This is a genomic window from Streptomyces lonarensis (assembly GCF_012033735.1).
Taxonomy (GTDB): Bacteria; Actinomycetota; Actinomycetes; order Streptomycetales; family Streptomycetaceae; genus Streptomyces; species Streptomyces lonarensis.
On sequence record NZ_JAAVJD010000004.1, the window covers coordinates 56,575 to 75,900 of the forward strand.

Consider the following 19,326-nt stretch of genomic DNA (forward strand, 5'->3'; position numbering starts at 1 on the left):
CACGGCCGGATCCGGCGGGCCAGGGCTCTCCATGGCTCCCGCGTCGACCGGCCCGGTCCGGCTGTACGAGTACACGGAGGGCGGTCGCACGCACCGCGCGAAGCTCAACGCCGCGGACGCCGCGCGCCTTGGTGCGACTCCGGTCGGCGAAGGCGACGTCAAGGCGACGGGCGCGCTGGACAAGGCCGCCCGTCGCCCCGCGAACAAGGGGGGCAAGTGATCGACATCCCGGTCCGGTTCCGCGTCGGGGACGGGCCCGAGCGGTGCCTCGGCACGCTCGACCACCCCGACGCGCTGCCGGATCTCCTGCGACAGATGGCCGACTACGTCGAGCAGGAGGTGCTACGTGACGGAGGAGGAGCTGCGGGACCGACTGATGCGCCGCCCCGGGATGTCGCACCTGACGGCGGTACAGGCTGAGGACCTGCTGTTGGAGGCGGCCGACGTGGTCCGCGACCACGTCGGCTGGCACCTGTGGCCGTCGCGGGAGGAGACCATCACGGTCGACGCCCGCGGCGGCACCACCGTGCCGCTTCCCACGCTGCACCTGACCGACCTCACCTCGGTGGCGACCGCGCGAGGCGAGGAGTGGGTGGATGTCGAGGGTGTCGCCTGGTCGGAGGGCGGCTGGCTGCTGCGTCACGGCTGCTGGCCGGATGGCCCGCGGTCGGTGCGGGCCTCGATCGTCCACGGGTACGCCGGCCCGCCTGGCGCGGTGCCGTCGGTCCTGATCGGGCTGGCGGCCCGCACAGCGACCGCTCCGGCCGGTGTCAGCAGCGAGCAGTCGGGCGGGGAGAGCCTTTCCTACGCGACGGCTGCCGCGTCGGACTACGCCGGTGGTCCGGGCCTGCTCTCTCCTGCGGAGATGCGGGTCCTGGATCGCTACCGGATCGGGGCCGCCCCGTGAGCCCCGGAGTGTTCGGCTGGCACCGCGACACCCTCACCCGGCTCCGAGCGCCGGAGACCACCGACACCTACGGCAACCCCACGCGGGACTGGTCGGCTGCTGGCCGACTGGAGATGCCGGGGTGGCGGGTCCAGCCCATGCAGGGCTCCCGCGCGACCGCGGCGGAGACGATCCCCCGTGAGGGTCTGGCACGGATGCGTCGCTGCTTCGGCCCGCCCGGGGCCGACGTGCTCACCACCGACCGCGTCGAGTGGCAGGGCGAGACCTGGCGCATCGAGGGCGACGTCGACCTCTGGCGATCCCCGACCGGACGCCTGGACCACACGGAGCTGATCATCAGCAGGATGGAGGGCTGACCTGTGGCGCGAGCGAAGATCCGAGTCGAGTCGTCCTTCGGCGGGATCGGGCAGCTGGCCCGCGGTGGCCGGCTCCAGGGCGAGATGGAGCGTCGCGCCGCCCGCGTGCGGGACGCCGCCCGGTCGGCCGCCCCCGAGATGCAGGAGGGCGAGATCCGGGTGGAGTCCCGCGGCAGCCCGGCCCCCCGGCGGGCCCGAGCTGTCGTCACCGCCACCCACGCCGGCGTGCTGCACGCGGAGGCGAAGTACGCGTTCCTGCGCCGGTCGATGGACGCGGCCGGATGAGCGGCCCCCCGCACCGGTTCCCCGACGCAGCGCTGCTGGCGACGGGGTACCTCCGTCCGCTCCTCCCCGGGGTGCATGTGGGCACGGCGGTGCCGCGTCCGCGGCTGCCGGAGATGGTGCTGCTGCGGCGAATCGGCGGCACCCAGCGCAACGCCGGGGTCGACGACGCGCGGATCGATATCCAGGTGTGGGCACCAACGGACGACCGCGCGACCGAGCTCGCCGAGGACACCCGCGCACACCTCGCCGCCATCGGCCAGCACCGACCCGAGGTGCGGCAGGTCGACACCAGCACCGGGCCGACGCTCATCCCCGACGCGCCCGCGGACGTACCCCGGGCACTCATGACCATCACCCTGTCGGTCCGCGGAGTCGCGGTCCCGGCGTAGAGAGGAGACGCCGCGATGGCGAAGAACAGCGACAACGCCAGGGCCTGGTACGGGCACGACTCCGGGCTGTGGGTGACGCTCCCCGGGCAGCCGGTGGCCGCCGAGCCGGTCCCGATGTACGACGAGAACGGCGCCTTCCAGGCGCCGGGAGACGCCTGGTACGAGTTGGGGTGGCTCTCCGAGGACGGACCCACGCAGGGCCGGAACCGAACCACCGAGCGGTACAGGGCTTGGCAGGGCAACAGCATCGTCCGCACGGCGGTCACCGAAGACGACCACACCGTCAGCATCCAGGCGCTGGAGGGCAACTGGGTGGTACAGCAGCTCCGATACCCCAACTCTCCCATCACGACCACCGGTGACCTGACGAAGACCATCGTCACCGGTCAGTCCGGCGAGGACGTCCGATCGGGCGTCCTGGACCTGGCGGACGGGTCCGTGTGGAAGCGGATCTTCTTCCCCCGGTTGGTGGTCGACGAGCTCGGAGATGTCGCCCACTCGGTCGGCGACCTGACCTTCTACGAGATGACGCTGCTGGCGATGCCGCACGTCATGACCGTGGACGACTTCACCGGGCCGGTGAGCCTGGTGGAGGTCACCAACGCCGCGGGGATGCGCATCCCCGCGCCCGGCGAGGCCATGTCGATCATGGCGAAGGCCGCCGCGGGGAAGCGCCCGACGGCCGACCGGCCGACCGCGGCCTGAGCCGCCGGCCCACAGACAGGGGCGCCCCGCCATGCGCGGTCCGGGGCGCCCCTTCCCATGCCCAGACCGCGCAAGGAGCGGCATGCGCCTACATAACGACGGCCACGCCATCAGCGAGGAGTGCTTCGACGCGGACCACGCCACGTGCTACTGGCCCACTAGCCCGCGCTTCAAGATCCACTGCTCGTGCGACTGCCACGACGACGCACGAGCGCACTGCACCGAGGAGAGACCGCGCATGTCCCAGAAGACCAGCTACGACCTTGCCGACCTGCGGCGTCGAGCCGCTCAGCGGAAGGGCGGCGACACCCTGTCCATCACCGTGGGCGGGCGCTCCTACTCCATGCCGATGCCGGGCTTCTGGCCGGACCACCTGAAGGAGGCCCTGCGACGCGTCGCCGACACCGGCGACGTCGTCTTCGCGCAGACGCTCCTCGGCAAGGAGGAGTACGCCAAGTTCGTCGAGGCCGGCGGTCGGGCCGACGATCTGATGCTCCTGATCCAGGAGCACAGGGAGGACCAGGGAGCCGACCTGGGGGAATCTTCGCCCTCGCCGAACTGATCGAGGAGTACGGCGGGGAGATCGAGCACGACCTCCTCCTGATGGGGCTGGACCTGGACGACATCGGGTCGCCCCGCCTGACGTGGGGCCGCCTGTGGCGGCTGATCCACGTCATGCCCCGGACGTCCCGGTCGGCCTACGCCTGGGCGAAGACGGCCGAGGGCGGGGCCTGGCCGATCGACATCGAGCTGCTCGCCGGGTCGGTCGACGCACTGAGCGTCGCGAACTGGCAGCGCAGCAAGAAGGCCAGCCAGGCGAGTTCCGCGCCGAAGCCGATCAAACGCCCCAGTAAGACCGAGGCCCTCCGGGGCGGGGCGCGAGACGAGCTGGAGGCCCGTGGGCGGCGGCTGCTGGAGCGGCAGCGGTCACGGCCCGTCGGCGTGTAGGAGAGGAGGGGGCGATGGCGACCGGACCGCAGGTAGGAACGGCCTGGGTGGCCATCGTCCCCTCCTTCTCCGGCTTCGCGAGCAGCATCGAATCGGAGCTGTCCCGGGCAGCGGCAACCGCGGCGCGGGCAGCGGCGGCGGAGGCGGCGAAAGAGTTCCAGGAGGAGTTCGAGCGCACTTCGTCCTCCAGCCCGCCAGAGCCCAAGTGGGACATGGGCGGCGTCGGCATGGCGGCCGGCGCGGTCGCGGCCGGCGGGCTCGCTCTCGGGATGCAGGCCGCGATGGACATCTCCGGGGCAACCAGCCAGATCACGGCCCAGCTTGGGCTGACCGAGGCAGAGGCCGCCCGGGTCGGCGACGCTGCGGGCGATCTCTTCACCTCTGGGTGGGGCGAGTCGATGGGTGATGCGACGCAGGCCGTCGGTGCCGTCATCACGAGCATCGGCGACCTCGGGGACTTCACCGACGCCGAGCTGAGCAGCATGACCAAGTCGGCCATGGGCCTTGCCGACGCCTTCGAGCTGGACGTGATGGAGTCGACCCACGCGGTGGGGCAGCTCATCAAGACCGGCCTGGTCAGCGACGCGGAGCAGGGCTTCGACCTCATCGCCGCGACGATGCAGCAGATCCCGGCAGGGCTCCGGGATGACGTGCTGCCGACGATCGCGGAGTACGGCACGCAGTTCAGGAACTTGGGCCTGACCGGCGAGCAGGCCATGGCGCTGATGTCGCAGGGCGTGCAGGCCGGTGCTCGCGACGTGGACGTCGTCGCGGACACCCTGAAGGAATTCAGCATCGAGGCGGTAGCCGGGTCCGAGGACATGGCGGAAGCCTGGGACGAGCTGGGGATCAGCTCCGACGACATGTTCGCGAAGCTCGGTGAAGGCGGCAGTTCGGCCACCGAGGTCCTCGGGATCACCCTGGACGCGCTGAGGGGCATCGAGGACCCCATCGAGCGCAATGCCATGGCGATCGAGTTCTTCGGGACCAAGGCGGAAGACATGGGTGACGCGCTCTACGCGCTGGACCCGACCACGGCAGTCCTGGAGGACATGGCCGGAGCCAGCGCGGAGCTGAACGAGACGCTGGAGGCCGACGCGGGCCGCCAGTTCAGCAACGTCATGCGCGACCTCACGACCCAGCTCGGCACGGCGCTACTGCCGGTCATGACGCTGGTGGCAGGGGTCGTCGGCGACAACTCGGAGCTGTTCGTCGGACTGGGCCTCGCGCTGGGCGTGATCGCCGCGGCGGTGACCGCCGTGTCCTTTGCCACGAAGGCGTGGACCGCCGCGCTGGTCATCGTGAAGCTGGCGACAGCCGCGTGGACCATCGCCCAGGTCGCGCTGAACTTGGCGCTCTGGGCGAACCCGATCGGCCTGATCATCCTGGCGATCGTCGCCATCATCGCGATCATCGTGGTGGCGATCGTCTACTGGGACGAGATCGCCGCGGCCATCTCGGCTGCGTGGTCGTGGATCGTCGACGCGACGTCCGCGGCCTGGACGTGGCTGGTCGCAGCGCTGGGGCAGCTCTGGGCCTGGGTATCGGCGGCTGCGGTCGCTGCCTGGCGGGCGGTGTCCGATGCCGTGTCCGCGGGCTGGCGGTGGATCACCGCCACGGTGTCCGCCGGGTGGCGATGGCTGACCAGGACCCTGGGCCAGCTCTGGTCCACCGTGACCGGGGCGGCCGGGGCGGCCTGGCGGTGGGTGTCCTCGCTGATCTCGTCCGCCTGGACGAGCATCACCGGCGCCGTGTCCCGAGCCGCATCGAGCCTGTCGGGGCTGCTGTCCCGCACCTGGTCGTCGATCCGGTCCAGCGTCTCGTCCGCCTGGACGAGGGTGCGCACGGCGATCACCGACGCCATCAGTGGAGCGGTGACACGAGTCCGAGGCATGCTGTGGCGCTTCGTCAACATCGGCCGGGACATCATCACCGGCATGGCCCGAGGGGTCCGCAACGCGGCGAGCTTCGTCGCCGACGCAGCGCGAAACGCCGCGCGGGGCGCCCTGAACGCCGCGAAGTCCTTCCTGGGAATCGGCTCGCCGTCGAAGCTGTTCGCGGCCGAGGTCGGCCAGTGGATCCCGGCCGGCGTCGAAGTCGGGATCGAGGGCGGCCAGCGGGATCTCACCCGGCGCATCGACGCCATGGTGCAGGTGCCTGATGTGCCAGTCGTCCGCGCCACGGTGGCCACCGGGCAGGCCGCGGCGCCGGCGCCGCTGGTGATCCGCGCGGACGGGACGCGCGCTTCCCGTGCGCTGGTGGAGGTCCTGCGGCACAGCGTCCGCACCGATCTGGGCGGGGACCTGTCCCGCCTGACCTGACAGGAGACCACGTGCCCGACATTCGGCTGGAGCTGGCGCTGGGGGCCAACCCCGACTCGGAGCCGTCCACCTGGACGTGGACCGATGTGACGCCCCGGGTCGGCGCCCAGGAGGTGTCCGTCGCGGTCGGACGTCCGGAGGGCGATACCGACCCGACCCCCGCGAGCGCGACCATCACCCTGGACAACCGTGACGGGGCACTCACCCCCGACCATGCCGGTTCGCCGTACTACCCGCACGTCCGCCTGGGCACCCCCGCGCGACTGTGGGTGCGGGCCGGGGAGCGGCATCTCCTCGTGCCCAACCGGGTCGGCGCGCGCGCCCGGGTGGACGACGTGCCCGAGCTGCGGATCACCGGCGACCTGGACGTGCGCGTGGAGGTGGCGCTGGACCGGGTGCCGGCGCAGTGGGCGACGCCCGCGCCGGAGACGTACCTGCCGCACGACGCGACCAGCCAAGAGCTGATCGGCAGGTACTACCTTACGGAGACCGGCAGGTCGTGGCGCCTCCTGGTCGACGAGATCGGCTGCCTGCGCCTTGCGTGGTCGCGCGACGGCACGGCCTCCACCTTCACCGAGGTGGCGAGCACGGACGCGATCCCCTACGGCTCCGGGGAGCGGTGCGCCCTGCGCGCGACACTGGATGTGGCAGACGGCAGCGGCGGGCACGCCATCAGCTTCTACACCGCCCGCTCAATCTCCGGCCCGTGGCGGCGCCTTGGTGCGCCGGTGGCTCTGCCGGGGAGCACGCAGATCCACCCCGCCGTCGGGACGCCGCTGGACCTGGGGGACATCGCGCAGCTGGGCTTCGCTCGCGGGGCGGGCCGCTGGTACCGGGCCCAGGTCCGCGCTGGGATCGACGGCGAGCTGGTGGCGGACGCCGACTTCACGGCGCGTCCGCTCGGCTACCCGACGAGCTGGGTCGACTCGGTCGGCCGCAGCTGGCTCGCCGGGAACGGCGCGGAAATCGTCGACTGGCAGCGGCGCCTCGCCGGGGAGATCGCCGAGATCGCCCCGGAATGGCCGCACGGCGATCTCTCCGATCCGGACGCCGGCTACGAGGGCGAGTCAACGGTCACGCTGACCATCGCCGGGGTGCTGCGGCGCCTCGGCGCCGGACAGCCCCCGCTCCAGTCGACGCTCCGGCGCCGCATCCCGGCTGATCAGCCCGCCGGGTACTGGCCGCTGGAGGACGGGCCGCAGGCCACGCAGGGCGCCAGCGCGGTGGATGGGGTCAGGTCGATGACGTGGCGTGGGGCGGTCCGTCCCTCGCAGGGCACCCCACCGCCGGGAGCCGCCAGCGTGGTGACCCTGGATCAGGGCGCCTCGTGGGCGGCCACGCCCCGGCGGCTGACCCCGGGGCAGTGGCGGATCGAGTTCCTCTACAACTTCGGGTCGACGATGCCGAGCACGACGGCCTTGCAGGAGGTCGTGGTCGCGCACACGACCGGCACCTGGTCGCGCCTCGCGGTGTACCTCACGTCCGTCTCGATCCAGCTGCGTGGCTGGCGGGCCCCGGACGAGGGTGCCCCGGCCGAGATCCTCACCAACACGGCCGCTCCCGGGCTGCTGGACGGGCCCGGGGGCTGGGGGCGGATGATCCTCCGGGCGGTGCAGATCGGGCCGTCCACCACCATCTACCTGCACTGGGTCAGCGTCGGCGGCGGGGGGTTCATGCCGAGCTGGACCGGGACGGCCACGGCCGGCGCGGTCACCCGCATCACGGCGACGCCGGGGCCCGAGCTGGCCGGGATGCAGATCGGGCACCTGTCCGTCCTCCCGGATCCGGCGTCGACCGCCTACGTCGGGGCCGACAACGGCTACTCGGGCGAGCGCGCCCTCAACCGGATCCGGCGGATCGCCCGGGAGACGGGGGCCGCGATCACGGCTGCTGGCGTGCCGGACCTGTCCCCGCGGATGGGTCCGCAGCGCGTGGCCACCGTGCTGGACCTGGTGCAGGACTGCGCTGCGGCGGACGGCGGGGTGCTCTCGGAGCGGCGGACTGTGCCGGGCCTGGAGTACCGCGCTCGCCACCTCCTCTACTCGCCGACGGTGCGGCTCCCGCTGGATGCGCGAGCGGTCGAAGGCGGGCGGATCTCCTCGGAGATCGCCCACCCCTTCACTCCGGTGCTGGAGGACACGCGGCTGCGGAACGCGGTCACCGTCTCCCGCCCCGAGGGCTCCAGCGAGACAGCGGAGGACGCGGCGTCGATCGCCGCTGCCGGGCGCCGGCCGGGGCAGGCGGAGGTCAACCTCGCGGACGACGCCGACCTCGCCGACCAGGCGCACTGGCGTCTCGCGCTCGGCTCCTGGCCGGGGCTCCGCTACCCGGCGGTGACCACCGATCTCGTGGTGGCGCCGCAGCGGACGGACGACTGGCTGTCTGCTGCTGCGGGCACCCGGGCGGTGGTCACCGGCCTCCCACCGCAGCACCCGGGGGACGCGGACCTCCTGCTGGAGCACCTGACGGAGCGGATCACCCCGCACAGCCACTCAGTGACGGCGACGTGCTCACCGGCGGGGTCGTACCTCGTCGGCGTCGTCACCCCGGAGGAGGGCGAGGGCCGGGACGCGCCGCACCACGTCGACACCGACGGGTCGATCCTCGCGGCCGCGGTCGGGCGGGAGGAGGAGACCCTGCTCGTCACCGCCACGGCCGGCCCTCGCTGGGTCGTCACCGGCGGGCCCGAGTCCGATCCCGCGGACGTGCCGCTCGATCTCCTCGTCGGCGGGGAGCTGGTGACGGCGCACCATATCGGAGCACCGCTGGTCACGCCGCTGCCCATCACGACCGCGGCGCGGGCCGAGACCACCGCGGTCACGGCGCACGTCGCACCGCCGGTCACGACGCCGTCCGGCGGGTATCGGATCAGCGCGTGGTGCACCTACGGCTACGCGGGCACCTACACGCCCCCGGTGGGGATGGTCACCGCGGGGATGAGCTCCGGCAGCTTCTCGTCGATGCTGGACGCGGTGGAACTCGCGCCCGCGGCGGCGCCCGCCCGCACGGCGACGTTCGCACCGGCCGACCGGTACAGCGCGCTCACCATCGTGGTCGGCGCCTGGCCACAGGTACTGATCGACTACCTCTACGGCGTGTCCAGCATCGGCCCGGTGACGCTGACCACCGCAGCCAGCACCCCGATCGGGGCCACCCTGATCCTGCTGACGGGCTGGGACGAGGACCCTGACGGCGTCATGCCCGACCCGGCCGGCGGGCCGCCGTGGACGCGGATCGCGGACACCGGCGCGGTGCCGCACACGTCCCGCCTGACCGCGTGGACGCGGCAAGCCGTCGGCGGAGCCGAGGCCATCACGGTGCAGCAGGGTCCCTACGACGTGCACGTCCGGCTCTACGTCATCGCGCCAGCGTCCACCGGCCCGCAGCCCGTCACTGTCACCCGCGGCGTGGGCGGCGTCCGACTCGTCCACCCTGCCGGGGCGCAAGTGCGTCTCGCCCGTCCGATGATCACCGCACTCTAGGAGGGCACGATGACCCTGTGGCGCCCCGGCATGGCCGTCACCGCAGACCGACTCAACGGGGTCGTGATGCCCTGGACGCCGCTGAGCGAGCTGGGCAACTGGTCCGGCGTCGGCGCTCCGCACAGCGCCAACCCCCCGCGGATGCAGAAACGCGTGGCTCCCGGAGGAGACGGCGTCTGGGAGTTCGAGGGTGAGATCGAGCTGCCCTCGGTCGCGACGAACAGCATCGTCACCATCTTCACCTTCTCGACCGCTCACCGCGTGTCCCGCGAGCAGCGGCTCAGTGTCGGGTGGAATACGACCGGCTACTACAGCTTCTGGATCCGCTTGCTGACCAGCGGGACCTTCGCCACGGGCCTCCCGGCCGCCGCGACGACCACCGCGTCCACGCGGCTCTCCCTGGCGGGCGTGCGCATCACCAACCCCTGACCCGCCCATCCCATCCACCACCGGCCCCGGGGCGTGCTCCCCGGGGCCTCGTCATGTCTGGAGGTGGCCATGGCCGCGTACCGCAGACGCCCGATCGAGGTGGATGCCGTCCGCGCAGACGACGTCGACACCGTCGCGGCGTTCATCGGCGAGCACGGCCGCGCGGAGAAGGCGCACGTCACGATCCCCGGCGTGCGGGGCCTCCGACCCGGGGTGCGCGTCCGCACGCTGGACGGCTCCGTGCTGGTCGCGATCGGCGACTACCTGATCCGCAAGCCCGACGGCGAGCTGATGGCCATCGGCGTCGAGGAGTTCAACAACGAGTACGAGGAGGTCCGATGGACCTGATATCTCGGGCGGGCTGGCAGGCGCCCGCGTGGGCGGGGAGTCCGGCGGTCGTGCCGCTGTCCTCGCGGCGGGACTTCTTCGTCCACTGGTACGGCAGCCCGCCGTCGATCGACCGCGGACCGGGCCTGGTGCGCGCGGTCGATCGGATGCACCGCGGTCAGGGCTGGGCCGGGGTGGGCTACAACTTCGTCGTCGACCAGGACGGCCGCGTGTGGGAGGGCCGGGGGTGGAATCGGCAGGGCGCCCACTGCCCCGGGCACAACGTCAGCGGCATCGGCGTGCTCGTCGCGGTCGGGAAGGGCGGGCCGTCGGCGACCCCGGAGGCGCTCACCGCGGTGCGGGACCTGTACGACGAGGCGTGCCGCCGAACCGGCCGCGCCCTCGACATGCGGGGTCACCGCGACGGGATCGCCACCGAGTGCCCGGGTGGGGAGCTGTACGCGTGGGTGCGGGCGGGCATGCCCCGGCCCGGCGGCGGCGCGGCCACCCACACAGTGGAGCCGGACCAGACCATGTGGTCGATCTCCCAGCAGCACGGCGTCGACCTGGACGCGCTCCGGGCAGCGAACCCGAAGGTCCGGGAGGACCGCATCTTCCCCGACGACGTGCTGACCATCCCGAAGGCCGGGGCGCCAGCGCCCAAGCCGCCCGCCCCGAAGCCGACGCCCCCGGCGAGGCCGGTGGTGTCGCTGGCCCGGCTCGTCCAGGCGGCGCGCGTCGACCCGCCGAAACGCGGGACGCCGGTGTCGTACAGCCCCACCCGCGTCGTCGAAGACGCCCTCGCGAAGGAGGGGCTCCTGACGCGCTCCCTGGTCGACGGGCACTTCGGCACGGCGACCGTGTCGGCCTATGCCGCCTGGCAGCGGCGCCTCGGCTACCGCGGGCGGGACGCCGACGGCATCCCCGGGAGAGCGTCGCTGAACGCGCTCGCGAAGAAGTACGGCTTCACCACCACGAACTGAGGAGCGCTCATGACCATGCTGAACACCGCGTTCTGGCGCGGAACGATGGAGCGAGCGGCCCGCACCGCCGCGCAGACCGGGGTGGCCGTGCTGGGGCTGGACACGACCGGCGTCCTGGACGTCGACTGGGGCGGGGGTCTGGCGCTGATGGCGTCGGCCGGCCTTCTCGCGGTTCTCACCGCGGTGGGGTCGGCCCCGCTCGGGCAGCACGGGCCCGGGGTGACCGAGTCCGCGCTCCCGTCGCCGCGGTCGCTGCGGGCGGCGCGGGATCGGGACGCGGCCGGGTGACCGCCGGCGTCGTGGCGGCCGTCCGGCGCCGGCTCGGTCGCCGCGGCGCGTACCTCCTCCTCACCGGCGTGACGTGGCTGCTGTACGGGATCGGCACCGTGCTGGACCCGCGGGAGGGAACCGCACGCGCAGCGGTCGTCCTCCGGGCGGCGGCCCCGCTGCAGACGTGGGGGTGGGTGTGGGTCGCCGGCGGGGTGCTGGCGATCCTCGCGGCCTGGTCCCGCTGTCCGGCCCGGCGGACCTGGGGGTTCGCCGCTGCGTTCGCACCGCCGGCGCTGTGGGCGCTGGCGTTCGGCTGGGCGTGGGTGGATGGGCAGTGGCCGCAGGCGTGGACGGGTGCGGTGGTGTGGGCGGGCGCCGCGCTGAAGGTCGCGATCGTCGCGACGTGGCGTCCGGACCTGGAGAAGATCGAGCTCCCGCCCCTGGAGAGTGGGGGCCGCGGTGGATAGTGGGGACACGGCGTGGGGGGCGGCGATCGTCGCGACGATCACGGCGCTCGGGACCGGGCTCGTCGCCTGGCTGCACAAGCGGTCGGCGCGGGAGACGCAGCGGGTCGCGACGTTCGAGAGCATCAAGACCTGGATGGCTGAGGACCGGGAGCGCCGCGAAGCGCGCGTCGCCGAGCTGGAGGCCAAGGTCGCCGGGCTCGAAGAGCAGCAGCGGGAGCAGGAGCGGCAGCGCCGGGAGCAGGAGGAGCGACACACGCGGTCCCAGCGGATGCTGATGTCCTACGTGCGGGACCTCCGGGAGGAGATACAGCGGGCGGGCGGGGTGCCGCCGCCGCCACCCGAGGGCCTGGACTGGTCCCCGTGGGACGGACTCGACTGAACGAAGCGAGGGCCCCGCCGTCTGGCGGGGCCCTTTCGTCATGCCCGGGGCTCCCGGCGCATGATCAACTTCGTCAGGAACGATCCTAAGCGCGGGGGCGGTTCTCCAGGTCGGTCATGTCGCTCATCGCTGCACCAACTCTGCCTGCGCGCGGCGCTCCATCCACTGCGCAAGGAGCACGCCCGCCTCGGGAGAGCGGAGCTTGGCGAGGAGGATCGACTCCCTGTCGTCTTCGAGGCTGAGGTACGTGCCTCGGGCGAGCGGGCCCGTGCCGACGTAGAGCTTCGCCTTGTCCATGTCCATCGCTGCCCCCTTCGCCGGCCGCCGGTCGCGGCCACGTCCAGCGTAGCCACCCCGCCCGACACCGCACCTCGCCTCGGATAAGCCCCCCATATCCCGTGCGACAATTGGGTGTATGACGGATCATCAGGAGCACACCATGACAGGACAGCTCGTACCGTCCGGCCACCTGCCCGACAATCGGATCACCCACCTGCACCGGCAGTGGGCGGAGCGTCACGGCGTCGAGGCGGCCGACCGCCTCGTCTCCGCCGAAGAGCTCGCCGACGCTGTCGCCGAACAGCTCGTGCCACAGAACACCGTCGACACCTACGACAAGAGCTGGCGCGTGTGGCAGCGCTTCTGCGACGAGCAGCGCTTCCCCGAGATGGAGGGCAGCCGCGGCGCGCTCGTCGCCTTCGTGCTGTGGATGCTCCGGGAGGGCCGCGGCGCCACCGGCTACGCGCCGAACTCCGCGGGCACCCACCTCGCCGGCGTCGTCGTCCGCCTCCGCAAGGCCGGGGTCGACGTCAGCAAGGACGACGCAGCCGAGGCCCGCGTGCAGCTGAAGAAGCTCGCGACCGAGCTGAAGCGGGACGGCGAGCGGCGGGGCCGCGGCCAGGCGCCGGCCGCGCACCTCGACGGCATCCGTCAGGTAGCCGTCGCGTGCCCCGACTCCCTCGCCGGCCTCCGCGACCGAGCGCTCGTACTGCTGAGCTTCCACGTCGCCGCCCGCGCGTCCGAGCCCGCCGGGCTCCTCGCCGCCGACGTCGTCGCGCACGAGCGTGGGCTCCGCGTCTCCGTCGTCGTCGGCAAGACCGAACTGTCGGTCCGAGAGGTCGCCGTCCCCTACGCCACGGACCCGACGGCGTGCCCGGTCCGCGCCTACCTCGCCTGGCGGGCCGCGCTCGAAGAGACCGACCCGCGGTTCACCGACTCGCGCGACCCGGCCTTCCATGGCATCGACCGCTGGGGCCATGTCGGCGGGGCCATGTCGGCGGACGCCGTCACCGCGGTGATCGCCCGCGCCGCCGAGCGGGCCGGCATCCCGCTCCGGTGGACCGGACACTCCCTGCGGTCCGGCCTCGCCACCGCCAGCCGCGCCAAGGGCAAGGACGCCCTCGTCATCGCAGCGCAGGGCGGGTGGGTGCCGAACTCGAAGAGCATGATGGGATACATGCGCCGGGCCGACGAGTGGGAAGACAACGCGTCGGCCGGGCTGGCCTGAGTGCCCGAGAAGACCGGAGCTGGTGGGAGACTGCTCGCATGACCACCTGCGAGACGTGCGGCGGCGAGTACAAGGCGACCGACCCCCGGGCGGTGGAGCGGCACACTGCCCCTGTCGACTGCGGCGGCACCTGCCGGCGCTGCCAGGGGAAGCCGTGGTGCTACCCCTGCGGCAACTCGTTCTGCCACTGCGACGGCGGCCACTGATAAGGCATGTTATCGAGGGTTCAGCGAGGCGGAACGACAGCGGCCCCCACCGCCCGGGTGGGGGCCGCTTCGCGCGGTCGGTCAGGCGGCGAGGTCCGTGGCGGCGAGGAGTGCGGTGAAGTCCACCGACTCCAGCGCCTCGCGGGCCGTGGCCTCCGGGTCCTCCGCGCCGCGCGGACAGTAGATGTCGTCAGCCTCCAGCAGCCAGCCTGCCGGCAGGGCGTCCTGTAGCTCACCGCGGAAGGCCGCGGTCAGGGCGGCGACGTCGAAACTGCCGGCGTGCTCGCCTATGGCCTGCTCGACGTAGTGGCGGGGGTTCTCGGTCGCGCCACCGACGGTGCCCCAGGTGATGTACGGCATGGTGTCCTCCTCGTCAGCCGAAGCTGAGGTCGTGAGCGGTCGGGTTGTCCTTGTGGCACCGCATGCAGAGCAGGCCGCGGACGCCGCTGGAGTCGAAGCGCTCGACGCGGCCGGTGCGGCGGTAGCACCAGTCGCAGTCGGGGCCCGGCGCCGCGTCACCGGGGATCTCCCGCCGCACGGGCGGGCCACCGACGACCCCCCGCACGCGGGCTACCTCCGCATCCGCGTCGTCCTCCAGCCGGTACTCCTTCGTCTCGCCGAGCCACGGGTCGCCGTCCTCGGTGTACCCGCGGTACTCCTGCCAGGTGCGCACCTCCCAGTAGGCGGCGCCCCGCTCGTCGGTGCACTCGGTCAGCTCGATGAAGAAGCCTTCGGCGAGCTCTTCCTTCAGGGTCTGCCGCTTCACTTCGGGGTCTCCTTGAGGTCGGTGCGGGTGCCGATGCCCGGCCGGAGCCGGAGGGCGACGACGGTGCGGATGTAGGGGTAGAGGTCCATGCCGCCCCGGCCCGGCTGCCGGCGGCTGGCCGGGATCTCCAGGCGGCGGACGGCCTTGCGGACCGTCTCGTAGGACTCTCCGCGCTCCTCCGCGAGATCGCGGAGGGTGATGACGCGAGGCTCCACGTCGACGGCGTCTTCGACCCGCTTCGGGTCCCAGTGCTTGTGGCCGTGGGCGGTCCGCATCGGGCCGGGCAGCAAGCGGGCGGCGATCGCGGCGGACAGCTCGTGCGGGTGCAGGGACACCCCCGCGCCCCGCAGAAGCTCCAGGACCTGCTGCTGGGTGTACACCTCGTCGGCCATGCCGGCCTCCCAGGAGGGAACCGGCGCTGCGCCCTCGCCCCCGAGCCGGTCACCGGCGGCGGCGTAGGGGTACCAGCCGGGGCCCATGGAGCGGGCGCGGTCCTCCAGCCACCAGCCCAGCTCGGGCGCCTTGTGGTGCTCCCCGATGATCCCGGGGGGCCTGGTCTCCAGGCGGCGCGTGCTCGTCGCGAGGTCCGCCCTCCGCTCGAAAGCGGGGAGACTCGGGTCTCCGGTGCGCCACACCACCAAGCCCCTGAAGGGGCTCTCAACGACTGCCTCGGCAAACGCCCGGGCGCGGGGTGTAAGGCTGTCGGCGTCCACTTCGTGCACTCGCCGCCCCTTCGCGTGGCGGATACGGAATGTGGTCACGGGGTTCTCCTGTCGGTCGGTGGCTCAGTACGAGCCGGTGAGGGAGGTGATGTAGGTGCTGGCGGCCTGCTTCGTCAGCCGCGCGATGCCGGCGCGGTCGGTCGGGCCGTGCATGAAGCCGTCGCTTTCGCCGTGGCGCTCCCGCCACGCGAGGATCTTGAGGATGTAGTCGATCTGCCGGTCGGTCGCGAGCCCGAGATGGGCCCGCCACTCGCTCGCGAGGCGAGCGAGGGAGTGCTCCTGGCCGCGGTTGAGGGTGTCGTGCTCCGCGTACTTCGCGACCTCCGCGACGGGGGCGCCGTCGGCGACCGCCTGGTCGAACTCCTGGCAGTAGGGGTGGTCCGAGTTCCAGTGGCGGTGGCCGCGGACCTTCGCCTCACGGCGGAAGCGGGCCCGGTCACCGATGACGATGCGGCGAAGGAGGGAGGAGTACTCGATGACCCACCGGCCGCCGACCTTGGTCGCGGCGACGACCCCGGCCCGGCACCAGGCGGCGACGGTGGAGGGCGACACGCGGGCCCACTCGGCGGCCTCTGCGGTAGTGCGGGTGGTGGCGGTCATCTCGTCCTCCTCGGTGGCGATGGCCCGAGACTATGTCCCATCGTGGGACAGAGTCAAGTCATGGAGCGGATCGGACGCACATTCGACCCCCCGGAACGGCCCCGCCGGCCACTACCGTCACCCCGTGGACGCGACCACCCTCACCCTCGCCCAGCTCACCGGCGCGGCCTGCCGCTGGTGCGGCACCACCACCGGCCCGCTACTCCCCGCTGGCGTACTGGTCACCGCCGACGGGTACGTCGAGCAGCTCGTCGCCTGCCATCGGCCGTGCCCGCCGCGGCCCGAGCCGCTACCGGCGGACCGCCCCTGACCGCGCCGCCAGCACCCGCACGCACCGCGCCGCGACATGCGGCACCCACGTCGTCCCACCCCACACCCGCGGCGCGCCACAGCGGGGACACAGGGCATCGCGCGGATCCGGCATGCCGACACCCTGCCCGCCGCGGCACGCCCGACGGCCGGTCGACGGCCACCGGTAGGGGCACCACCCCGGCGTAGGGGCGCGGGGAGGGCGGCGGGATGTTGAACGGGTCAGTCGGGGAGGAGGGAAGCCGGCGGGACGTCGAGCGCGTCCGCGATCTGCACCAGCCAGTCGAGCCGCGCGGTCCGCGTCCCCAGCTCCACGCGGACGATCGTGTCGCGAGACAGCCCGGCCGCGTGGGCCAGGCCCTCCTGGGTCAGGTTCGCCCATTCGCGTGCCTCGCGGACGCGGACGCCGACGGCCACGCGGTAGGCGAGGACGCGGGCGGATGGCTGGTCAGCGGGCACCCCGCCACGCTCGGCGGACCAAGATCAATTGTCAGTAGCCATCTGGCCACAGTTTTGGATCATGAGATGCGGGGGATCGTCACTGGACGCCGGGTTCTGGAGGTGGCCCCCTCGTGGCCCCGGCGCGACGCCCCCTCCCACCAGGAGGGGGCGTTCGACTTGCTGGGTCAGCTCCTGGGTCAAGACGTACCCGTACTTGCCCCGTAGGACACACGTAGAGGATGCGTAGAGTAGACGTATCGTTGATCGAACGGACCCTCGCGAGAGGCCGCTGACCTGCTACGATCACTCGAAAGCATGCAGGTCGGGACGAGCACGGGACGTGGCGCAGCTTGGTAGCGCACTTGACTGGGGGTCAAGGGGTCGCAGGTTCAAATCCTGTCGTCCCGACTGCATAGCAGCAGTTCAGGGCCGGTCTTCCATGATGGAAGACCGGCCCTGTCGCATGTGCGCGACTAACTGCGTGACTAGCGGTCGTCCGGCGGCTCCGCGCGGTCCGAGAAGATGCGGTCCATGGCGACCGCTCCCGTCTGGATCACCGGCCGGATCTGTTTCCGGTACACAGCCTCGGTGACCGAGGTGCCGGAGTGCCCGACCAGCCGGGAGATCTCTTCGAGCGAGAGGCCGCTGTCGGAGAGCAGCGAGACGAAGCTGTGCCGAGTCTCGCGCGGAGTCCACTCTCCCGGCACGACCCCGGGGACCTCCGCGAGGACGCGACGGAACGCGCGCCGCACATTGGCCGCGTCCAGCTCGGTACCCACGGCGGACGCGAACACCAGACCCTTCTCGTGCCACCGTTCTCCGGCAGCGCTCCGTAGCGCTGCCTGACTGTCCCGGTGGGCCGCGAGCACTCGTACACAGCGCGCCGGCAGAGCGAGGGTGCGCCGCGACGTGCGCGTCTTGGTGTCGCCCGATGCGCGGACCGACCGCCACACGGCGATGTACGGCGGCACGGCAGGGTCTCAGTTCGGGTTCCCCTTCAGGTCGACGTGGTCCCACGTGAGAGCCCGCAGTTCCTCGGTGCGGGCGCCGACGAGGAGGGAGACCGTGACGTAGGCACTGAGTGGGAAGCGTTCCGCAGCGTCGAGTACGGCCTCCGCCTGCCGCAGAGTGAGGGACTTGGACGGCCGACCGGGGCGCTTCCCACTGGGCACCAGACAGCGCTTTTGAGCGGTCGGTCAGCCAGTGGTCGACGTGTTCCGCCCGAAGGTCACGCATCTTCATGTGGCCTAGCAGCGGGATGACGTGCTTCCCGCACAGCGACGAGTAGTTGTCGACAGTGGCCTTGTCGATCGTGCCGGGTAGACCATGCGCGAGCCAGTCCTCCACGACCTCCCGCACCGTGTAGTCGCCCGGGGCGATGGTGAGGCCGTCGTCGTGGTCGCGAAGGATCTCCTTGAGCTTCGCCTTCTCCTCGGTCTTAGTCTTGCCGCTGGCTCGCCTCGTGATGCGCTTGCCGGCGCCGTCGTATCCGAGACTCGCGGTGGCGATCCAGCGCTGTCGGCGTTCATCCCAGTGAAGCCCGCCGTCCCCGCGGCTTCGACGCTTCGTCACTTCTGTTCTCCTGCCTCACGCTCAAGCAGCGCGACGTACTCGGTGATTGCGGATGCGGGCGCCCGTCGTGCGGTGCCCTGCCGGACGGTTCGGAGTCGACCGGTGCGGATCTGCTCGTAGATGACGCTGCGGCTGAGTCGCAGCAGCGCGCACGCCTCCGGGACGCGGTACAGAGCGGGCGGCGCCATGTCGGGGCCGTTGGCCAAGCTGCTCACGGCCTCTCCCTGGGGCTGAATGCGTCCGAGCTGGGGAGTTCTGCGTCACCGCGTCATTCGCGTCACCCGATGGGCCCTGAGCTGGGGTGACGTGGCGACGCAGGGTTCGGGTTCTGCGTCACCCCTGTTTGTGCTGGTGGGAGCCCGGTTTCGGGCGGTGGTGACGCGGGGTGAAGCAGGTCAGCAAGACCAGGGTGAGCTGCGGCCGCTTCCCGAACACCGGGGGATTCGGATGCGACCTCCACTACGATGGAGAGCGGAAGTTCGGAGTTCACTACCACCCCATCGGGGGGAAGTTCACGCTCCCGCGGCACCTGAACACATGGCGCCCCCACTACCACCGTCGGCCGGGCATCGGGCGTCACCGCCCGTGGGACCGCGCGCCCGACAACGGTTCATGGTGGCGGCGCTGGTAGCCGTAGGCAGGCCCGGCAGCGGCTGCGACGACACACTGACCCGGGCGCTCGTCTTCGGTGAGAACGATCGAGGCGCGATGAAGAAGAACATGGGCATGGAAGTGCCGGACCGCACCTTCCTGGTATTCGACCAGGACGACACACTGAGGTTTTCTCAGCGAGCTGATCTTCGCGAATCGAGTTGATCTGGTCCCTGCGGGCTGGGGTGGACAGTGGTGGCCCGGGTGTGGGCAGACGTGAAGCCCCTGGTAGGACGGTTCTCACCACAAGATCGTCCGATGAACCAGAGGCTTCACGTTGGTCCCCTATGCTGCCATGCTCGAC

At 72.1% G+C, this 19,326-nt stretch carries 27 protein-coding genes, 1 tRNA gene and 1 pseudogene; 21 read left to right on the forward strand and 8 right to left on the reverse strand.

Annotation, left to right across the window (positions count from 1 at the left end):
• The first annotated feature begins 31 nt into the window (after positions 1–31).
• The 16 genes from HCN56_RS01520 to HCN56_RS01595 all read left to right on the forward strand — a co-directional run bounded on the left by HCN56_RS01520 (position 32) and on the right by HCN56_RS01595 (position 12,248).
• A complete protein-coding gene (locus HCN56_RS01520; RefSeq protein WP_167967582.1) occupies positions 32–220 on the forward strand; it encodes a hypothetical protein in 189 nt (62 codons plus the stop codon).
• 126 nt (positions 221–346) lie between these two features.
• Positions 347–907, forward strand: coding sequence for a hypothetical protein (locus tag HCN56_RS01525; RefSeq protein WP_167967583.1), 561 nt, complete (start codon positions 347–349; stop codon positions 905–907).
• Positions 904–1,263, forward strand: coding sequence for a head-tail adaptor protein (locus tag HCN56_RS01530; protein ID WP_167967584.1), 360 nt, complete (start codon positions 904–906; stop codon positions 1,261–1,263). The genes HCN56_RS01525 and HCN56_RS01530 overlap by 4 nt, the downstream gene beginning before the upstream one ends.
• A gap of 3 nt (positions 1,264–1,266) precedes the next feature.
• On the forward strand, positions 1,267–1,548 hold the full coding sequence (locus HCN56_RS01535) for a hypothetical protein (protein WP_167967585.1): 282 nt from the start codon (positions 1,267–1,269) through the stop codon (positions 1,546–1,548).
• A complete protein-coding gene (locus HCN56_RS01540; protein WP_167967586.1) occupies positions 1,545–1,937 on the forward strand; it encodes a phage tail termination protein in 393 nt (130 codons plus the stop codon). Before HCN56_RS01535 ends, HCN56_RS01540 begins: the two co-directional genes overlap by 4 nt.
• A 15-nt stretch (positions 1,938–1,952) precedes the next feature.
• Positions 1,953–2,642, forward strand: coding sequence for a phage tail tube protein (locus HCN56_RS01545; RefSeq protein WP_167967587.1), 690 nt, complete (start codon positions 1,953–1,955; stop codon positions 2,640–2,642).
• Positions 2,643–2,724: 82 nt separating this feature from the next.
• Positions 2,725–3,204: a hypothetical protein gene (locus tag HCN56_RS01550; protein ID WP_167967588.1), complete on the forward strand. Its 480-nt coding sequence runs from the start codon at positions 2,725–2,727 to the stop codon at positions 3,202–3,204.
• Positions 3,205–3,245: 41 nt separating this feature from the next.
• Positions 3,246–3,590: a hypothetical protein gene (locus tag HCN56_RS01555; protein ID WP_167967589.1), complete on the forward strand. Its 345-nt coding sequence runs from the start codon at positions 3,246–3,248 to the stop codon at positions 3,588–3,590.
• Positions 3,591–3,604: 14 nt separating this feature from the next.
• Positions 3,605–5,911, forward strand: a complete 2,307-nt coding sequence (locus HCN56_RS01560) for a phage tail tape measure protein (RefSeq protein ID WP_167967590.1) — start codon at positions 3,605–3,607, stop codon at positions 5,909–5,911.
• Positions 5,912–5,922: 11 nt separating this feature from the next.
• Complete coding sequence (locus tag HCN56_RS01565; protein ID WP_167967591.1) at positions 5,923–9,393, forward strand: hypothetical protein; 3,471 nt, start codon at positions 5,923–5,925, stop codon at positions 9,391–9,393.
• Between the two features lie 9 nt (positions 9,394–9,402).
• Positions 9,403–9,822: a hypothetical protein gene (locus HCN56_RS01570; protein WP_167967592.1), complete on the forward strand. Its 420-nt coding sequence runs from the start codon at positions 9,403–9,405 to the stop codon at positions 9,820–9,822.
• Positions 9,823–9,891: 69 nt separating this feature from the next.
• Complete coding sequence (locus HCN56_RS01575) at positions 9,892–10,170, forward strand: hypothetical protein (protein WP_167967593.1); 279 nt, start codon at positions 9,892–9,894, stop codon at positions 10,168–10,170.
• Positions 10,161–11,132 carry an N-acetylmuramoyl-L-alanine amidase gene (locus HCN56_RS25705; protein WP_209312223.1) on the forward strand — a complete coding sequence of 324 codons (972 nt, stop codon included), beginning with the start codon at positions 10,161–10,163 and terminating at the stop codon, positions 11,130–11,132. Before HCN56_RS01575 ends, HCN56_RS25705 begins: the two co-directional genes overlap by 10 nt.
• Positions 11,133–11,141: 9 nt before the next feature.
• Positions 11,142–11,420 (forward strand): holin, encoded by a 279-nt coding sequence (locus tag HCN56_RS01585; protein WP_167967594.1) that lies wholly within the window; start codon positions 11,142–11,144, stop codon positions 11,418–11,420.
• Entirely contained in the window at positions 11,417–11,869 is a 453-nt protein-coding gene (locus HCN56_RS01590; protein ID WP_167967595.1) for a hypothetical protein, read from the forward strand. The genes HCN56_RS01585 and HCN56_RS01590 overlap by 4 nt, the downstream gene beginning before the upstream one ends.
• Positions 11,862–12,248, forward strand: coding sequence for a hypothetical protein (locus HCN56_RS01595; protein WP_167967596.1), 387 nt, complete (start codon positions 11,862–11,864; stop codon positions 12,246–12,248). Before HCN56_RS01590 ends, HCN56_RS01595 begins: the two co-directional genes overlap by 8 nt.
• 123 nt (positions 12,249–12,371) lie before the next feature.
• On the opposite strand, the gene HCN56_RS01600 is transcribed toward HCN56_RS01595, so the two are convergent.
• Positions 12,372–12,551 carry a hypothetical protein gene (locus HCN56_RS01600; RefSeq protein ID WP_167967597.1) on the reverse strand — a complete coding sequence of 60 codons (180 nt, stop codon included), beginning with the start codon at positions 12,549–12,551 and terminating at the stop codon, positions 12,372–12,374.
• A 112-nt stretch (positions 12,552–12,663) separates the two neighbouring features.
• On the opposite strand from HCN56_RS01600, the gene HCN56_RS01605 reads away from it, so the two are divergent.
• A complete protein-coding gene (locus HCN56_RS01605) occupies positions 12,664–13,755 on the forward strand; it encodes a tyrosine-type recombinase/integrase (RefSeq protein ID WP_245245800.1) in 1,092 nt (363 codons plus the stop codon).
• 38 nt (positions 13,756–13,793) lie between these two features.
• Positions 13,794–13,961, forward strand: coding sequence for a hypothetical protein (locus HCN56_RS01610; protein ID WP_167967598.1), 168 nt, complete (start codon positions 13,794–13,796; stop codon positions 13,959–13,961).
• A gap of 81 nt (positions 13,962–14,042) precedes the next feature.
• Here the strand turns inward: HCN56_RS01610 and HCN56_RS01615 are convergent, their stop codons facing one another.
• The 4 genes from HCN56_RS01615 to HCN56_RS01630 form a co-directional block, all read right to left on the reverse strand.
• The gene (locus HCN56_RS01615; protein ID WP_167967599.1) at positions 14,043–14,321 is read right to left on the reverse strand and encodes a hypothetical protein; all 279 of its coding nucleotides are present in this window, start codon (positions 14,319–14,321) and stop codon (positions 14,043–14,045) included.
• A 13-nt stretch (positions 14,322–14,334) separates the two neighbouring features.
• Entirely contained in the window at positions 14,335–14,727 is a 393-nt protein-coding gene (locus tag HCN56_RS01620) for a hypothetical protein (protein WP_167967600.1), read from the reverse strand.
• Positions 14,724–15,362: a hypothetical protein gene (locus tag HCN56_RS01625; RefSeq protein WP_167967601.1), complete on the reverse strand. Its 639-nt coding sequence runs from the start codon at positions 15,360–15,362 to the stop codon at positions 14,724–14,726. The genes HCN56_RS01620 and HCN56_RS01625 overlap by 4 nt, the downstream gene beginning before the upstream one ends.
• A gap of 150 nt (positions 15,363–15,512) precedes the next feature.
• Complete coding sequence (locus tag HCN56_RS01630; RefSeq protein WP_167967602.1) at positions 15,513–16,049, reverse strand: helix-turn-helix domain-containing protein; 537 nt, start codon at positions 16,047–16,049, stop codon at positions 15,513–15,515.
• Between the two features lie 124 nt (positions 16,050–16,173).
• On the opposite strand from HCN56_RS01630, the gene HCN56_RS01635 reads away from it, so the two are divergent.
• Positions 16,174–16,359 (forward strand): hypothetical protein, encoded by a 186-nt coding sequence (locus HCN56_RS01635; protein WP_167967603.1) that lies wholly within the window; start codon positions 16,174–16,176, stop codon positions 16,357–16,359.
• Positions 16,360–16,580: 221 nt separating this feature from the next.
• On the opposite strand, the gene HCN56_RS26040 is transcribed toward HCN56_RS01635, so the two are convergent.
• Entirely contained in the window at positions 16,581–16,817 is a 237-nt protein-coding gene (locus HCN56_RS26040; RefSeq protein WP_167967604.1) for a helix-turn-helix domain-containing protein, read from the reverse strand.
• Between the two features lie 316 nt (positions 16,818–17,133).
• Here HCN56_RS26040 and HCN56_RS01645 point away from each other — a divergent pair.
• Positions 17,134–17,207: transfer RNA gene (locus HCN56_RS01645), tRNA-Pro, on the forward strand.
• 77 nt (positions 17,208–17,284) lie between these two features.
• On the opposite strand, the pseudogene HCN56_RS26045 reads toward HCN56_RS01645, so the two are convergent.
• Together HCN56_RS26045 and HCN56_RS01655 are read right to left on the reverse strand one after the other, a co-directional pair.
• Positions 17,285–18,371 (reverse strand): annotated as a pseudogene (locus HCN56_RS26045) (site-specific integrase).
• Entirely contained in the window at positions 18,368–18,586 is a 219-nt protein-coding gene (locus HCN56_RS01655; protein WP_312870994.1) for a helix-turn-helix domain-containing protein, read from the reverse strand. The pseudogene HCN56_RS26045 and the gene HCN56_RS01655 overlap by 4 nt, the downstream one beginning before the upstream one ends.
• 397 nt (positions 18,587–18,983) lie before the next feature.
• Here HCN56_RS01655 and HCN56_RS01660 point away from each other — a divergent pair, with 397 nt between their 5' ends.
• A complete protein-coding gene (locus tag HCN56_RS01660) occupies positions 18,984–19,187 on the forward strand; it encodes a hypothetical protein (protein ID WP_167967605.1) in 204 nt (67 codons plus the stop codon).
• The last annotated feature ends 139 nt before the right edge of the window (positions 19,188–19,326 follow it).

Excerpts from the sequence above, each read along its gene's own strand:
- HCN56_RS01520 (WP_167967582.1), top strand. The coding sequence starts at position 32 with ATGGCTCCCGCGTCGACCGGCCCGGTCCGGCTGTACGAGTACACGGAG.
- HCN56_RS01540 (WP_167967586.1), top strand. The coding sequence starts at position 1,545 with ATGAGCGGCCCCCCGCACCGGTTCCCCGACGCAGCGCTGCTGGCGACG.
- HCN56_RS01545 (WP_167967587.1), top strand. The coding sequence starts at position 1,953 with ATGGCGAAGAACAGCGACAACGCCAGGGCCTGGTACGGGCACGACTCC.
- HCN56_RS01550 (WP_167967588.1), top strand. The coding sequence starts at position 2,725 with ATGCGCCTACATAACGACGGCCACGCCATCAGCGAGGAGTGCTTCGAC.
- HCN56_RS01555 (WP_167967589.1), top strand. The coding sequence starts at position 3,246 with ATGGGGCTGGACCTGGACGACATCGGGTCGCCCCGCCTGACGTGGGGC.
- HCN56_RS01560 (WP_167967590.1), top strand. The coding sequence starts at position 3,605 with ATGGCGACCGGACCGCAGGTAGGAACGGCCTGGGTGGCCATCGTCCCC.
- HCN56_RS01570 (WP_167967592.1), top strand. The coding sequence starts at position 9,403 with ATGACCCTGTGGCGCCCCGGCATGGCCGTCACCGCAGACCGACTCAAC.
- HCN56_RS01575 (WP_167967593.1), top strand. The coding sequence starts at position 9,892 with ATGGCCGCGTACCGCAGACGCCCGATCGAGGTGGATGCCGTCCGCGCA.
- HCN56_RS25705 (WP_209312223.1), top strand. The coding sequence starts at position 10,161 with ATGGACCTGATATCTCGGGCGGGCTGGCAGGCGCCCGCGTGGGCGGGG.
- HCN56_RS01585 (WP_167967594.1), top strand. The coding sequence starts at position 11,142 with ATGACCATGCTGAACACCGCGTTCTGGCGCGGAACGATGGAGCGAGCG.
- HCN56_RS01600 (WP_167967597.1), bottom strand. The coding sequence starts at position 12,551 with ATGGACATGGACAAGGCGAAGCTCTACGTCGGCACGGGCCCGCTCGCC.
- HCN56_RS01605 (WP_245245800.1), top strand. The coding sequence starts at position 12,664 with ATGACGGATCATCAGGAGCACACCATGACAGGACAGCTCGTACCGTCC.
- HCN56_RS01610 (WP_167967598.1), top strand. The coding sequence starts at position 13,794 with ATGACCACCTGCGAGACGTGCGGCGGCGAGTACAAGGCGACCGACCCC.
- HCN56_RS01615 (WP_167967599.1), bottom strand. The coding sequence starts at position 14,321 with ATGCCGTACATCACCTGGGGCACCGTCGGTGGCGCGACCGAGAACCCC.
- HCN56_RS01630 (WP_167967602.1), bottom strand. The coding sequence starts at position 16,049 with ATGACCGCCACCACCCGCACTACCGCAGAGGCCGCCGAGTGGGCCCGC.
- HCN56_RS01660 (WP_167967605.1), top strand. The coding sequence starts at position 18,984 with ATGGTGGCGGCGCTGGTAGCCGTAGGCAGGCCCGGCAGCGGCTGCGAC.